Source organism: Streptomyces sp. JJ36 (assembly GCF_021696945.1).
Taxonomy (GTDB): domain Bacteria; phylum Actinomycetota; class Actinomycetes; order Streptomycetales; family Streptomycetaceae; genus Streptomyces.
In genome coordinates this window covers 120,705-134,108 of the sequence record NZ_JACYHE010000004.1, presented here as the reverse complement: position 1 = coordinate 134,108, position 13,404 = coordinate 120,705, and the positions used below count along the sequence as shown (strand labels likewise).

General features: G+C 72.9%; 14 protein-coding genes. 7 read left to right on the top strand and 7 right to left on the bottom strand.

Annotation, left to right across the window (positions count from 1 at the left end; genetic code table 11):
• The first annotated feature begins 278 nt into the window (after window positions 1–278).
• The 3 genes from HOY81_RS03065 (at window position 279) to HOY81_RS03055 (ending at window position 4,311) form a co-directional block, all read left to right on the top strand.
• Window positions 279–1,535 carry an Ig-like domain-containing protein gene (locus HOY81_RS03065; RefSeq protein WP_237317774.1) on the top strand — a complete coding sequence of 419 codons (1,257 nt, stop codon included), beginning with the start codon at window positions 279–281 and terminating at the stop codon, window positions 1,533–1,535.
• A 208-nt stretch (window positions 1,536–1,743) separates the two neighbouring features.
• Window positions 1,744–3,216: an ABC transporter permease gene (locus tag HOY81_RS03060; protein ID WP_237317772.1), complete on the top strand. Its 1,473-nt coding sequence runs from the start codon at window positions 1,744–1,746 to the stop codon at window positions 3,214–3,216.
• Window positions 3,217–3,618: 402 nt separating this feature from the next.
• The gene (locus tag HOY81_RS03055; RefSeq protein WP_237317770.1) at window positions 3,619–4,311 is read left to right on the top strand and encodes an ABC transporter ATP-binding protein; all 693 of its coding nucleotides are present in this window, start codon (window positions 3,619–3,621) and stop codon (window positions 4,309–4,311) included.
• Between the two features lie 122 nt (window positions 4,312–4,433).
• Here HOY81_RS03055 and HOY81_RS03050 read toward each other — a convergent pair whose 3' ends face one another.
• Both HOY81_RS03050 and HOY81_RS03045 read right to left on the bottom strand, forming a co-directional pair.
• A complete protein-coding gene (locus HOY81_RS03050; RefSeq protein ID WP_237317823.1) occupies window positions 4,434–4,991 on the bottom strand; it encodes a type 1 glutamine amidotransferase domain-containing protein in 558 nt (185 codons plus the stop codon).
• A 209-nt stretch (window positions 4,992–5,200) separates the two neighbouring features.
• Window positions 5,201–6,133 (bottom strand): helix-turn-helix domain-containing protein, encoded by a 933-nt coding sequence (locus HOY81_RS03045; RefSeq protein ID WP_237317768.1) that lies wholly within the window; start codon window positions 6,131–6,133, stop codon window positions 5,201–5,203.
• Window positions 6,134–6,326: 193 nt separating this feature from the next.
• On the opposite strand from HOY81_RS03045, the gene HOY81_RS03040 reads away from it, so the two are divergent.
• Window positions 6,327–7,382: an NAD(P)-dependent alcohol dehydrogenase gene (locus HOY81_RS03040; protein WP_237317765.1), complete on the top strand. Its 1,056-nt coding sequence runs from the start codon at window positions 6,327–6,329 to the stop codon at window positions 7,380–7,382.
• A 290-nt stretch (window positions 7,383–7,672) separates the two neighbouring features.
• The gene (locus tag HOY81_RS03035; protein ID WP_237317764.1) at window positions 7,673–8,134 is read left to right on the top strand and encodes a hypothetical protein; all 462 of its coding nucleotides are present in this window, start codon (window positions 7,673–7,675) and stop codon (window positions 8,132–8,134) included.
• A 143-nt stretch (window positions 8,135–8,277) separates the two neighbouring features.
• Here HOY81_RS03035 and HOY81_RS03030 read toward each other — a convergent pair whose 3' ends face one another.
• The 4 genes from HOY81_RS03030 to mca form a co-directional block, all read right to left on the bottom strand.
• Entirely contained in the window at window positions 8,278–9,159 is an 882-nt protein-coding gene (locus HOY81_RS03030) for a potassium channel family protein (protein WP_237317762.1), read from the bottom strand.
• Window positions 9,160–9,301: 142 nt separating this feature from the next.
• Entirely contained in the window at window positions 9,302–9,976 is a 675-nt protein-coding gene (gene msrA / locus HOY81_RS03025; RefSeq protein WP_237317759.1) for a peptide-methionine (S)-S-oxide reductase MsrA, read from the bottom strand.
• A 108-nt stretch (window positions 9,977–10,084) separates the two neighbouring features.
• Window positions 10,085–10,342 carry a hypothetical protein gene (locus HOY81_RS03020; RefSeq protein ID WP_237317757.1) on the bottom strand — a complete coding sequence of 86 codons (258 nt, stop codon included), beginning with the start codon at window positions 10,340–10,342 and terminating at the stop codon, window positions 10,085–10,087.
• Window positions 10,343–10,346: 4 nt separating this feature from the next.
• Window positions 10,347–11,219, bottom strand: coding sequence for a mycothiol conjugate amidase Mca (mca, locus tag HOY81_RS03015; RefSeq protein WP_237317755.1), 873 nt, complete (start codon window positions 11,217–11,219; stop codon window positions 10,347–10,349).
• Window positions 11,220–11,359: 140 nt separating this feature from the next.
• Here mca and HOY81_RS03010 point away from each other — a divergent pair, with 140 nt between their 5' ends.
• Both HOY81_RS03010 and greA read left to right on the top strand, forming a co-directional pair.
• Window positions 11,360–11,794 (top strand): DUF4307 domain-containing protein, encoded by a 435-nt coding sequence (locus tag HOY81_RS03010; protein WP_237317753.1) that lies wholly within the window; start codon window positions 11,360–11,362, stop codon window positions 11,792–11,794.
• A 177-nt stretch (window positions 11,795–11,971) separates the two neighbouring features.
• Window positions 11,972–12,469, top strand: coding sequence for a transcription elongation factor GreA (greA, locus tag HOY81_RS03005; RefSeq protein ID WP_237317751.1), 498 nt, complete (start codon window positions 11,972–11,974; stop codon window positions 12,467–12,469).
• Window positions 12,470–12,545: 76 nt separating this feature from the next.
• Here the strand turns inward: greA and HOY81_RS03000 are convergent, their stop codons facing one another.
• Window positions 12,546–13,403, bottom strand: coding sequence for an ABC transporter permease (locus HOY81_RS03000; protein WP_308340942.1), 858 nt, complete (start codon window positions 13,401–13,403; stop codon window positions 12,546–12,548).
• Window position 13,404 lies beyond the last annotated feature (1 nt).

Below are 13,404 nucleotides of genomic sequence, written 5' to 3'. Positions count from 1 at the left end.
GGATCCGCCCGCGCGTCCGCAAGGTCCCCATGCGCCCGTCCCGAGGTGTAGCGTGCGGAGCTCTGGGCATGCACCTCAGGGTCCGTGCGAATCGTCCCGATCACGATCAGGTGTCGTGGCCCACAGTTTCCCGTCCGAGTGGAACGGCTCACAGCGAAATCGCGTTCTGGTACGTAGAGCTGGAATGCGCTTGTCCCGGTTTCCGCGGGTACGGGGGGCCATACAGCAGTTCGCAACCGGGGACTCCGGGTCTGAAGCAAGCAGATGGAGAAGGTGTGATGACGGTGGGGAAGCACCGCAGGGGCACGGCGGCCGTCGCCGTCCTGGTGAGCGGTGTACTGGCACTGACCGCTTGCGGCGGTGACGAGGACGGCGACGGCACGGAGAAGAAGAAGGCGCAGTCGCAGAGCGAGAAGGTGGACCGCGCGGCTGCCGAGGACACCTCCGCGGCGCGAATATCCATCAAGCCGAAGCACGGTACGGACAACGCGAGCATCAACAGTGCCGGCAAGGTCACCGTCCGTGAGGGCAAGCTCGTGGAGGTGACGATGACCGCCGCCTCCACCGGGGCCGAGGTCCCGGGCACCCTCGCCGGCGACGGCACCTCCTGGAAGCCGGACGCCCAGCTCGAGCGGGCCACCAAGTACGAGATCAAGGCCGTGGCCGAGGACAGCGAGGGGCGCGAGGCGCACGAGGACGCCACCTTCACCACGGTCTCCCCGGAGAACAGCTTCATCGGCTACTTCAAGCCCGATGACGGCACCACCGTGGGCGTCGGCATGCCGGTGTCGATCAACTTCGACAAGCCGGTGTCGGACAAGCAGGCCGTGCAGTCCGCCATCGACGTCGACAGCACCAGCGGTCAGGAGGTCGTCGGCCACTGGTTCAGCGACACCCGGCTCGACTTCCGTCCCGAGGACTACTGGCAGGCCGGCTCCAAGGTCACCCTCGACCTGGACCTGGACGGCGTGGAGGCCTCCGACGGCGTCACCGGTGTCCAGGACAAGTCGGTCAGCTTCACCGTCGGCCGCTCCCAGGTGAGCACCGTGGACGTGAAGACCAAGCAGATGACCGTGGTGCGGGACGGCAAGACGATCAAGACCATCCCGATCTCCGCCGGCGCTCCCGAGACCCCGACCTACAACGGGGAGATGGTGATCTCCGAGAAGTTCAAGGAGACCCGGATGAACGGCGCCACGGTCGGCTTCACCGACGACGACGGCGAGGGCGAGTACGACATCAAGGACGTGCCGCACGCCATGCGCCTGTCCACCTCGGGCACCTTCATCCACGGCAACTACTGGGGCGCCGACAGCGTCTTCGGTTCCGTCAACACCAGCCACGGCTGCATCGGGCTGAACGACGTGAAGGGCGCCGACGACCCGAAGCAGCAGGGCGCCTGGTTCTACAAGAACTCCCTCATCGGCGACGTCGTCGTGGTGAAGGGCTCCCCGGACAAGGAGATCCAGCCGGACAACGGCCTCAACGGCTGGAACATGTCCTGGGCCGACTGGAAGGCCGGCTCGGCGGTCTGACCCACCACCGGTGCCCCGGCGGACCACAGGGTCCGGCGGGCCGCGCCGGCGGACGGCGCACGACGGCGGGGCACGGGAGCGAACTCCCGTGCCCCGCCGCGCTGTTCACGCGCGCCATGCGCCCCGCCCGTAACGCCGTGGGGCCTTCTCATGCTCCTCTCACGGTGCACTCACCGGCCTGTCACGCCGGGTGCCCAGACTCCGGCGCATGTTCCTCACCTACCTCCGGCGCGAACTCCGCCGCCGCAGAAAGGCCTCGTTCGTCGTCGCCTCCGGCCTCGCGCTCGGCATCGCCCTCGTCATCGTGGTCACCTCCGTCTCCTCCGGCATGCGCACCGCGCAGGACGAGGTCCTCGAGTCCCTCTACGGGCTCGGCACCGACATGACCGTCGAGAAGGAGCGGGAGCCCGGCGAAGGGCCGCGCCGCGGGCCGGCCTTCGACTTCGACGCCCGGGACTCCGGCGACGACACCGAGCAGAGCCGGCAGCACCTGATGGTGCGGGGCCTGCAGGACACCCTGGACTCCGGGGAACTCGACGCGATCGCCGGCCTGGACGGCGTCTCCGGCGCCGTCGGCAGCCTGGGCCTCCAGCAGATGACCGTCAGCGGCGAGTTCCGGCGCGGCCGGATCGAGGGCGGCGCCACGACCGTACGCCCCGGGAAGCCCGGCGACGGCCCGGCGGTCGAGGGCGGCGGCGCCTCCTTCGACGTCGGCATGGTCACCATCGACGGCGTCGACGTCGACCACCCCGGATACGGGCCGCTCGCCACCTCGGAGATCACCGAGGGCCGTACCTTCCGGCGGTCGGAGGACGACGCGAAGGTCGCCGTCGTCGCCGCCTCGTACGCGGCGCAGCAGAAGCTGGACGTCGGGGACGACGTGTCCGTGAAGGGCGAGAAGTTCGAGATCATCGGGCTGGCCGCGCCGGACAGCGGCCGCAGCGCCACCGACGTCTCGGTGCCGCTCGGGTCCGCCCAGGAACTGGCCGGCGCCGAGGGCCGGGTGACCACCGTCTACGTCCGGACCGCCGGCGCCCAGCAGATCGACGAGGTCGAGTCGGCGATCTCCCGGGACCTTCCGCAGGCCACCGTCACCACCGCCGACGACCTCGCCCGGACCGTCTCCGGCTCACTGAACACCGCGGCCGGCCTGGCCGACGGCGTCGGCCGCTGGCTGTCCGCCGCCGTGCTCGCCGCCGCCTTCCTGGTCGCCGGGCTCCTCACCTCGGCCGCGGTCGGCCGCCGGGTACGGGAGTTCGGCACGCTCAAGGCGCTCGGCTGGAAGAGCGGCCGCGTCACCCGGCAGGTGATGGGCGAGGCGCTCGCCAACGGTCTGCTCGGCGGCGTCCTCGGCATCGCCCTCGGGCTGGCCGGGGCGTACGCGGTGACCGCGCTCAGCCCCACCCTCACCGCGGAACTGGGTGCCACCGGCGGCGTCTTCGGCGGACCCGGTGGCAGCGCCGGCGCCGCGGGACCCGGCGCAGGCGACGGCGGCGGGCCGACGCGGGTCCTCGGGGGTGAGGCCGCGTCCCTGGACATCGCCCTCACCGCGCCGGTCACCGCGGGCCTGCTCGCCCTCGCCGTCGGCCTCGCGGTCGCCGGGGGCCTGGTCGCCGGCGCCTTCGGCGGCTGGCGCGCCTCCCGGCTGCGCCCCGCGGACGCCCTGCGCCGCGTCGCGTAGCCCGCGCGGGACGCACCGGCCACCCACGGCCCCGGCCGTACGCCGCGGACCGGCACCGTACGCCGCGACGCGACCCCGCAGGCGCAGGACCCGGTCACCGGGGGCCGCCGGACGGGCGCCGCCGGACGGGGCCCGCCGCCGGGTCCGTAAGGCCCCGGCGGGACCGACCGGTCGCGTCGCCGTAGCCGGACGGCGGAGGCCGCTCCGGAGGGGCCCGGCCACCGGCCACCCCCTTCCGGTGCCGGCCCGCCGGACCGGTACGGGCCGCCCCGGCACCCCGGGCCGCCTTCCCGTGCCCGGGGAGCCGGCACCGGCCCGGGCGGCCGCAGCCTTCGCCGGGACCGGGACCCGGCCCTCATCCACTCTCCCGCCCCGCGGGGCGGCCTCTTCTGTGGAGCACCCATGTACCAGCTCAGCAACGTCAGCAAGCACTACACCCGCGGCGGCCGCACGGTCACCGCGCTCGACGGGGTCGACCTCGCGATCGGGGCGGCCAGCCGCCTCGTCGTCCAGGGACCGACCGGGGGCGGCAAGTCCACGCTGCTCCAGCTTCTCGGCGGTCTCGACCGCCCGAGCTCCGGCAGCGTGATCCTGGACGGCACCGACCTGGGCGCCCTCTCGGAGTCCCGGCTCACCGTCCTGCGGGCGCAGCGCATCGGCTTCGTCTTCCAGAACTTCCACCTCATCCCCACCCTCACCGCCCAGGAGAACGTCGAGACCGCCCTGGTGCCGTTCGGGGTGAAGGCCCTGGAGCGGCGTCGCCGCGCCGCCGAGGCGCTGGAGTCGGTCGGGCTCGCCGACCGGCTGGGGCATCTGCCCGACGAGCTCTCCGGCGGCCAGCAGCAGCGCGTGGCCATCGCGCGCGCCCTGGTCAAGCGTCCCGCCGTACTGCTCGCGGACGAGCCCACCGGCAACCTCGACGCGTCGATGCGGGACGAGGTCATGGAGGTGCTGGACGGTCAGTGGCAGGCGCACGGGCTGACGTTCGTGCTGGTCACCCACGACGCCTCGGTGGCCCGCAGGGCTCCCCGGGTGGCCGCCGTCGAGCACGGCCGGGTGACCGTCACCGACCGCGCCGCCGTCGAGCGGCCGTAGCGCATGTCGCCACCGGGCCGCACACGGGACGGCCGCGGAACCCGGCCCCTGACCGGGTTCCGCGGCCGTCGCCGCGCGCGGGGCGGCCGGCGCCGTACGGGCCACCCGCCGCCTTGCGGGTGTCAGCCCGGCGTGGCGGCCGCGGCCGCCCGCGTGAACTCCTCCAGGAAGGCCTCGTCGAAGGCCTTCAGATCGTCCGGCTTCCGGCTGCTCACCAGGGCGTTCGGCCCGTCGGTGCAGACGACGACCTGCTCGTCCACCCAGTTGCCGCCGGCGTTGCGGATGTCCGTGCGCAGGCTCGGGAACGAGGTCAGCCGGCGACCCCGCACCACGTCCGCCTCCACCAGGGTCCACGGCCCGTGGCAGATGACGGCCACCGGCTTGTTGGCGGAGAAGAAACCCTTCGCGAACGCCACGGCGTCCGGGTCCATGCGCAGGAAGTCGGGGTTGGCCACCCCGCCGGGCAGCACGAGCCCGTCGTAGTCCGCGACCGAGGCCTCGTCCACCGTGCGGTCCACCGGGAAGGTGTCCCCCTTGTCCAGGTGGTGGAAGGCCTGCACCCGGCCCCCGGTCGTGGACACCAGGTGCGGCGTACCGCCGGCCTCGGTCACGGCCCGCCACGGGTCCGTCAGCTCGATCTGCTCGACGCCCGCGGGCGCCACGAGAAAGGCGACCCTCACGTGTGTCACGTCCTCTCCGGCACTCGGGCCCCCGCCGCGTACGTGCGGCCGCACGGCGGCCGCCGGGACGGCCGGGGGCTTGCGGAAGTTCCGGCACCCGGGTGTCCGCCGGGGCCCGGATCATGCATCCGTGCGGGCCGGCCGCGGGCCCGTGCCCGCGCGTGCCCAGGACGCCGTACGCGCGCGAGCCGGCCGGCCCCTCCCCCGGCTCAGCGCGGCTCGACCGAGGGAGCCGCCTCCCGTGCGGTGGGCACGGCGGCCGGCCCGGCCGGCGGCGCGGCGGGCACGCCCGGCTGCTCGGCATCCCGCTCCGCGAGCCACCGCAGCGCGCCGGCCGAGGTCGAGCCGGGCTCCGCGTGGTAGACGATCAGCTCCTGCCCCGGGTCGGCCGGCAGCCGCAGCGCCTCGTAGGAGAGCGTGAGCGGGCCCGCGAGCGGGTGGTGCAGCTCCTTGGTCCCGTACGCCTTGTCCTGGACATGGTGCGCCGCCCAGAGCCGCCGGAACTCGGGGCTCTTCACCGACAGCTCGCCGATCAGCGCGGCCAGCCGCGGATCGTCCGGATGGCAGCCCGCGTCCATGCGCAGCCAGGCGACGGTGTCCGCCGCCTTCTGGGCCCAGTCGGTGTAGAGGTCCCGTGTCGCCGGGTCGAGGAAGACCAGCCAGGCCATGTTGCGCTCGTCCGGCGGCAGCGCCGCCGGGTTCCCCAGCAGCGCGCCCGCCAGCCGGTTCCAGGCCAGCACGTCCAACCGCCGGCCCACGACGTAGGCCGGCGTGTGCTCCATCCCGTCGATGAGCTGCTGGAGCCCCGGCCGCACCCGCTGCCGCCGGGCCGCGGGCCGGCGGGCCGAGCGGCGCTTCGGCTTCACCAGATGCGTCAGGTGGTCCCGCTCGGCCCGGGTGAGCCGCAGCGCCCCGGCGATCGCGTCCAGCACGCCCGCGGACACGTTGTGCCCGTGCCCCTGTTCCAGCCGCGTGTAGTAGGCCACGCTGACGCCCGCGAGCTGCGCCAGCTCCTCGCGCCGCAGCCCGGGAACCCGGCGGCGGCCGCCGTACGAGGGGAGCCCCACGTCCTGCGGCTGGAGCCGGGCCCGGCGCGTCCGCAGGAACTCGCTCAGCTCCGCCCGCCGGTCAAGCTGATCCATGACGGCAGTATCGCTCCCCGCGCCCGGACGTATTCCCCGCGGGGGGCCCGGGGTGCGCAGGAAGCTGACCCTGTCGTTGGTAGGCACCGCGTGCATACGCACAAGGGAGGGATGGGCAGGCGGGCGTGCTCCGCGCACCATCGACGGCGGTGCCGGATACGGCGCCGACCCTGCGAGGAGGAACACCCCACAGATGTCCGTGACCACGGTTCACGCCTACGCCGCCCCCGCCCCCAAGGCCCCCCTGGAGCACACCACCGTGCCGCGCCGCCCGCTCGGCGAGCACGACGTCCTGATCGAGATCGCCTACGCCGGCATCTGCCACTCCGACATCCACCAGGTACGCGAGGAGTGGGGCGAGGGCTCCTTCCCCATGGTCCCCGGGCACGAGATCGCCGGCGTCGTCACCGCGACCGGACCCGGCGTGACCCGGTACGCGACGGGAGACCGGGTCGGGGTCGGCTGCTTCGTCGACTCCTGCCGGGAGTGCGCCGACTGCCGCGCCGGCGAGGAGCAGTACTGCACCGGTGGCGGCGCCGTCATGACGTACAACGGCACCGGCCGGGACGGCGAGCCGACGTACGGCGGCTACAGCACCCACATCGTCGTGGACGAGAACTACGTGCTGCGCATCCCCGACGGCCTCGCCCTGGACGTCGCCGCCCCGCTGCTCTGCGCCGGCATCACCCTCTACTCGCCGCTGGCCCGCGGGCAGGCCGGTCCCGGCAAGCGGGTGGCGATCGTCGGCATGGGCGGCCTGGGCCACATGGGCGTGCAGCTCGCCCACGCCATGGGCGCGGAGGTCACCGTGCTCAGCCGCACCCTCGGCAAGCGGGAGGAGGGGCTGCGGCTGGGCGCCGACGCCTTCCACGCCACCGCCGACCCCGCCACCTTCGAGCGGCTCGCCGGGCGCTTCGACCTGATCGTCAACACCGTCTCCGCCAACCTCGACCTCGACGCCTACCTCGGTCTGCTGGGCACCGGCGGCACCCTGGTCAACGTCGGAGCACCGGAGAACCCCATGCCGGTGAGCGCGTTCTCGCTGATCGGCGGGCGCCGGTCGCTGGCCGGCTCGATGATCGGCGGCATCCCCGAGACGCAGGAGATGCTGGACTTCTGCGCCCGGCACGGCATCGGCGCCCGGATCGAGACCATCACCGCCGACCGGATCAACGAGGCGTACGACCGGGTGGTGGCCGGTGACGTGCGCTACCGGTTCGTCGTCGAGGCGGGGTCGTTCGCCGGGTGAGCTCTCGGGGGCTTAGCTCCGGGGCCGTCACGGCCCCACCCGAACGGGCGCGCCCGGCGCCGGCCCCGCGGGCTCCGGGAAGCCGGGTGCGGGCACCCGCGAGCGGGGTGCGGACCCCTCAGGGGACGACCGCCCGGCAGGGACGAGTTGCGGGGCCCGGGGACCGTGCTTAGCGTGATCAGCGCGAAGGGTGATCGGTTCACTACTCCACGTCATCGTGGGGGGATGCGGACCGGCGCTCACTGTTCCCCAGGGCTCCCGTCCCGGAGTCCCGTCCTCAGGAGAGAGCGATGCTTCAGTCCACCTTCACCAAGGTCGCCGTGTGCGCGGCCGGCGGTGCCGTGGCCGCCATGGCGGCGGCGGGCCCCGCCGCCGCCACGGCGCCCACCGCCCCCGTCCCCGGGGCCCCGAACGCCCCCATGAGCACGGAGCTGCTCCCGGAGCAGGGCGGCGGCAAGGTCCACAAGGGCTTCACCAAGCGGCGTACCGCGATCAAGAGCCGGCCCAGCCGCAACTCGCGGACCATCGGCTGGATCCCCCGGGGGAGAGTCATCCACCTCAAGTGCAAGGTCCGCGGCGAATTCCCCGACCGCTTCTGGTTCAAGCTGGCCAAGCGCCCCGGCTGGGTGAGCTCGCGCACGGTCGTGCCGCTGAACCACGTGCCGTTCTGCCGCTGGCGTCCGCCGATGGACGACATGCAGTCGCAGGACTTCAACGAACTGCCTGCCGACATGCAGGGCGCCATGGGCTGACCTGCCCGATCGCGCCACAGCGCTGACCGCGGGCGGGGCGCCGGACTCCTCCGGTGCCCCGCCCGCGGCGCTGTGCGCGCGGGGCGTACGGCGCCGGCCGGACCGTGCCCGGGGCCTGCCGCGGAGCCACGGGGGGCCGGCCCTCAGGCCCCGTGCGGCGTACGGTCGTGATCGCGGGCGAACGCGGCGAACACCTCCGCCGGGGTGCCGCCCGTATGGAGGAAGCGCTGGTCCAGGGTGGTGGCGAGTTCCTCCAGCGTGTCGGTGAGGACGGCGGCGGCCAGCCGGACGTCGGCGCGGTCGCTCGCCCGGCCGTCCCGCGCGAGCTCCGCGGCGTAGCCGACCAGGGCGGCCAGCGCGAGGTCCGCGTGCTCGCCGTCGTGGAAGTAGTACGACTCCGGGTACTGGGAGAAGTCGATCCGGACGCGGCTGAGGTCGGCCGCCAGATTCTCCAGCAGGACCGCGCCCAGGGTGCTGTGCATCTGCTCCCGGGTGGGCGTCGCGCGGCGCAACGTTGCCAGCCGTAGCGCCAGGGCCCGGCGCCGGGTCAGCGCCGGGTAGATCTCCAGGACCCAGGAGACGGTCGCCGTCAGCAGGGCGAAACCGATCAGGGCCTCCAGGGGAGCCACGATGCGGAGCCAGGTGGAGGTCGGGGCGATGTCGCCGAAGCCCAGCGTGCCGACGGTGACGAGCGAGAAGTAGACCGAGTCCAGCAGGTCGGCGTGTTCGGTGGGTTCCAGCCCGCGGGAGAAGGTGAACTCCTCCGGCATGTGGGGGACGTACACGAGCGCCCAGCCGAGCACGATGGCCATCGCCCACAGGCCCACCACGGTGACCATCGCCAGCGGGCCGGCGAGTCCGGCGACCCGCCGGTGGGCCGGGAAGAGACGGGCCGCCCGCCACATCAGCGTCATGACGACCCGGCTGACACCGCCTCGGCGGGTGGGGTGCCACAGGGTGTGGAAGAGGTCCCGGAGAACGGTCAGGATCACTGCGGCGCCGAGCAGCGAGACGAACGCGTCCATGCGGCTCCTCCGGCTCCCGGGCGGGCGTCCTGACGGTGGCCCTCAGCCTAGAGCGCCGGGGGCGGCGTGTTGCGTATTCGCCGCCCCTCCCCACAACTCCGCCCCGCGCGTCGCCGGCGAGTCCGGGGGTTCCCGCGGAGGGTCAGGTGTCCGTCGCCTCGGGGCCCGGGGCGACGCCGACCGGGCAGGAGACGCCGGTGCCGCCGATGCCGCAGTAGCCCGCGGGGTTCTTGTCGAGGTACTGCTGGTGGTAGCCCTCGGCCGGGTGGAAGGGGCGGCCGTCGGCGGGCAGGATCTCGGTGGTGATCTCACCGTGCCCGGCGCCGGCGAGCACCTTCCGGTAGGCGTCGCGGCTCGCCTCGGCGGCGGCCTGCTGGGCGGGGGAGTGGGTGTACACGGCCGAGCGGTACTGGGTGCCGACGTCGTTGCCCTGGCGGAACCCCTGCGTCGGGTCGTGCGCCTCCCAGAAGAGCTTCAGCAGGGCCTCGTACGAGATCCGGGCGGGGTCGAAGACCACGCGCACCGCCTCGGTGTGCCCGGTCAGGCCCGAGCAGACCTCCTCGTACGTCGGGTTCTCGGTGTGCCCGCCCTGGTAGCCGACGAGAGTGGTCCACACGCCTTCGGCGCGCCAGAAGACCCGCTCGGCGCCCCAGAAGCAGCCCAGGCCGAAGTCGGCGATCTCCAGGCCGTCCGGGTAGGGCCCGAGGAGCGGGTTGCCCAGCACGGTGTGGCGCTCCGGGACGGCGAAGGCGGGCTCCGGACGGCCCGGCAGGGCCTCGTCCGCGGTCGGGAGGTGTTTGGTGCGGCCGAACAGCATCGGGACTCCTGGTGCGACGACGGGTACGGGCGGCGCTCCGCCCTCCCGCCAACGCCCGGCCCGCCCCCGGGATTCCCCGCCCGGCCGCGTGACGCGGCCGGGCCGGGGTCAGTCCTCCAGGCCGGTGCCGGTGCCGGAGCCGGTGCCGGTGCGGGGGGCCGGGGCGGCGGGGGAGGCGCCGGCCGGCGGCGCCTCCTCGAAGTCGACGCGGTTCATGTGCTTGTTCATCGACTTCATCAGCATCCACACCGCGATGCCGATGACCGCGAAGACGAGGAAGCCGAGGACGCCCGGTGTCACCTTGTTCTCGTCCAGTTCCTTCGCGAGGGGAAGGAGCTGGACGACGGTGGTCTGTGTCGCGCTCATGGGGTCAATTCTCGCGGACGCCCGCGAAGAGGTCGTCCTCGGGGAGGGAGGTGTCCACGAGCGACTTCGCGAGCTCGTACTCCTCGGTGGGCCAGACCTGCCGCTGGATCTCCAGCGGCACCCGGAACCAGCCGCCGTCCGGGTCGATCTGGGTGGCGTGGGCGATCAGCGCCTTGTCCCGGATCTCGAAGAAGTCGCCGCAGGGCACGTACGTGGTGAGGGTGCGCTCCTTGCGCTGGAACTTCTTGAAGCGCTCCAGCCACTCCGCGTAGGGGGACTCCATGCCGCGTTCCAGCAGTGCCTCGTGCAGGGCGCGGGTGCGGGGGATGTTGAAGCCCTGGTTGTAGTAGAGCTTCTGCGGCTGCCAGGCCGGGCCGGCCTCGGGGTAGCGCTCGGGGTCGCCGGCGGCGTCGAAGGCGACCATCGAGATCCGGTGGGTCATGATGTGGTCGGGGTGCGGGTAGCCGCCGTTCTCGTCGTAGGTGGTGATCACCTGCGGCCGGAACTCGCGGATCAGCTTCACCAGCGGCCCGGCTGCCTCCTCCACGTCCTGGAGGGCGAAGCAGCCCTCGGGGAGCGGTGGCGTGGGGTCCCCCTCGGGGAGCCCGGAGTCGACGAAGCCGAGCCAGGCCTGCTTGACGCCGAGGATCTCCCGGGCCTCGTCCATCTCCTTCTTGCGGACCTCGTGGATGTGCTCCTCGATGTAGGGGTCGCCCTGGAGCTTGGGGTTGAGGATGGAGCCGCGCTCACCGCCCGTGCAGGTGGCGACCAGCACGTCCACCCCCTCGGACACGTACTTCGCCATGGTCGCCGCGCCCTTGCTCGACTCGTCGTCGGGGTGCGCGTGCACGGCCATCAGTCGTAGCTGATCAGTCAAGGCTCGATCCTCGTTGTCTCGTCGCATCAGACGGCTTCTATAGTGACCGAAGCGGGGCCCCGATGTATTCCTCGCCCCGGTCCGGCCCGGCCGCGCGGGGCCGGCGGGCCGTACGACCGACAGACAGGACCGCAGCAGCCATGGCCGATGTGCAGCGTGAGCCGCAGGCGCCGCCCCCCGGCCGGTACGGCGGCGCGGGCCGGTACGGAGCCACGGCGGGCTCCTCCGACCGCGGTCTGAAGATCACCGGTGGTGTGCTCGGTGTGCTGCTGCTGGGGCTGGTCGGCTGGATCGGGGTCTCCTACGTCGCCGGCGCAGACGTCAGCGGCTCGATGATCAAGTTCCGGGTGGCCTCGGAGGAGGCCGTCGAGGTGCATCTGGAGGTCCGCAAGGAAGCGGACGTGGCCGGGGTGTGCACGCTGCGGGTGGTGGACGGGACGGGCGGTGTCGTGGGCCGCAAGGACGTGCGCTTCGAGAGTACGGAGACCCGGGTCGACCGGGTGGTCACCGTACGCACCACGCGCCGCGCCGTGAACGCGGAGCTGACCGGCTGCCGGGCCGCCGAGGCGGGGTAGCCGCCCGGGGGCACCCTCGGCCGGCGGTGACGCAAAGCGATCATGCGCTGACCCTGCGTTTGTCCTTCTTCTCTTTTCCGCCGGAATTGTTAGGCTCGTAGTTTCCGCCCGCCCGTACAGGCGCAGCCTTACGGTCAGGGCGTTGCTTTATATCCGAGTACCGACGAGGAGCGACCTGTGACCCAGACCAGCGAGAACGTCACCTGGCTGACCCAGGAGGCGTACGACCAGCTCAAGGCCGAGCTGGAGTACCTGTCGGGTCCTGCACGCACCGAGATCGCCAAGAAGATCGAGGCGGCTCGCGAGGAGGGCGACCTCCGGGAGAACGGCGGCTATCACGCGGCCAAGGAGGAGCAGGGCAAGCAGGAACTGCGCGTGCGGCAGCTCCAGCAGCTCCTGGAGACCGCGAAGGTCGGCGAGGCGCCCGCGGACACGGGTGTGGTCGCGCCCGGCATGGTCGTGACGATCGCGTTCGACGGTGACGAGGACGACACGCTGACCTTCCTCCTCGCCTCCCGCGAATACGCGAGCGCCGACGTCGAGACCTACTCGCCGCAGTCCCCGCTGGGCGACGGCGTCAACGGCAAGAAGGTCGGTACGGACGCCGAGTACGAGCTGCCGAACGGCAAGATGGCCTCGGTGCGGATCCTGGACGCCAAGCCCTACAAGGGCTGACCACAGCAGGCGTACGGAAGGGGCCGGGCGCGCACGGCGCGCCCGGCCCCTTCCCGTGCCCCGGCCCGGGCAGCCGTCAGGCCGTGGCCGACTTGTACTTGCGCACCGCCAGCGTGCGGAACAGCGCGATGATCACGACCGACCAGAGCAGCGAGGCCAGCGCCGGGTGCTGCATGGGCCAGGCGTCCGGCACCGGGTACGTCGGCGGGATGTTGCCGAAGAGCTCCCGGCAGGCCTGCACGGTCGCGCTGAACGGGTTCCACTCGGCGATGTGCCGCAGCACGGTCGGCATGTTCTCCGAGGGCACGAAGGCGTTGGAGATGAAGGTCAGCGGGAACAGCCAGATGAGGCCGCCCGAGGTCGCCGCCTCCGGAGTCCGCACGGAGAGGCCGATCACCGCGCCGATCCAGGTGAACGCGTACCCGAGGAGCAGCAGCAGGCCGAAGCCGGCGAGCACCTTGAGGAAGTTCTCGTGGATGCGCCAGCCGACCAGCACCGCGACCAGTGCGAGCACCACCAGGGTGAGCGCGGTCTGCACCAGGTCCGCCAGGGTGCGCCCGGTGAGCACCGCGCCGCGGGCCATGGGGAGCGAGCGGAAGCGGTCGATGAGGCCCTTGTGCATGTCCTCGGCGATCCCCGCGCCCGCGCCCGCGGTGGCGAAGGTGACCGTCTGGGCGAAGATGCCGGCCATCAGGAACTCGCGGTAGGCGTCCGGGTCGAGCCCGGAGCCGGGGATGTTGATCGACCCGCCGAAGACGTAGCTGAACAGCACCACGAACATGATCGGCTGGATCAGCCCGAAGATGACCACCTCGGGGATGCGGGCCATCCGGATGAGGTTGCGCTTCGCGACGATCAGGGAGTCCGAGACCCCCTGCGCGATCCCGCCCCTGGCGGGCGGGGACACCGGCGCGGGAGCCGGTCGTTCGGTCACG

Coding starts and splice junctions, on each gene's coding strand:
- HOY81_RS03065 (WP_237317774.1), top strand. CDS start 279: ATGACGGTGGGGAAGCACCGCAGGGGCACGGCGGCCGTCGCCGTCCTG.
- HOY81_RS03060 (WP_237317772.1), top strand. CDS start 1,744: ATGTTCCTCACCTACCTCCGGCGCGAACTCCGCCGCCGCAGAAAGGCC.
- HOY81_RS03055 (WP_237317770.1), top strand. CDS start 3,619: ATGTACCAGCTCAGCAACGTCAGCAAGCACTACACCCGCGGCGGCCGC.
- HOY81_RS03045 (WP_237317768.1), bottom strand. CDS start 6,133: ATGGATCAGCTTGACCGGCGGGCGGAGCTGAGCGAGTTCCTGCGGACG.
- HOY81_RS03040 (WP_237317765.1), top strand. CDS start 6,327: ATGTCCGTGACCACGGTTCACGCCTACGCCGCCCCCGCCCCCAAGGCC.
- HOY81_RS03035 (WP_237317764.1), top strand. CDS start 7,673: ATGCTTCAGTCCACCTTCACCAAGGTCGCCGTGTGCGCGGCCGGCGGT.
- HOY81_RS03030 (WP_237317762.1), bottom strand. CDS start 9,159: ATGGACGCGTTCGTCTCGCTGCTCGGCGCCGCAGTGATCCTGACCGTT.
- msrA (WP_237317759.1), bottom strand. CDS start 9,976: ATGCTGTTCGGCCGCACCAAACACCTCCCGACCGCGGACGAGGCCCTG.
- HOY81_RS03020 (WP_237317757.1), bottom strand. CDS start 10,342: ATGAGCGCGACACAGACCACCGTCGTCCAGCTCCTTCCCCTCGCGAAG.
- HOY81_RS03010 (WP_237317753.1), top strand. CDS start 11,360: ATGGCCGATGTGCAGCGTGAGCCGCAGGCGCCGCCCCCCGGCCGGTAC.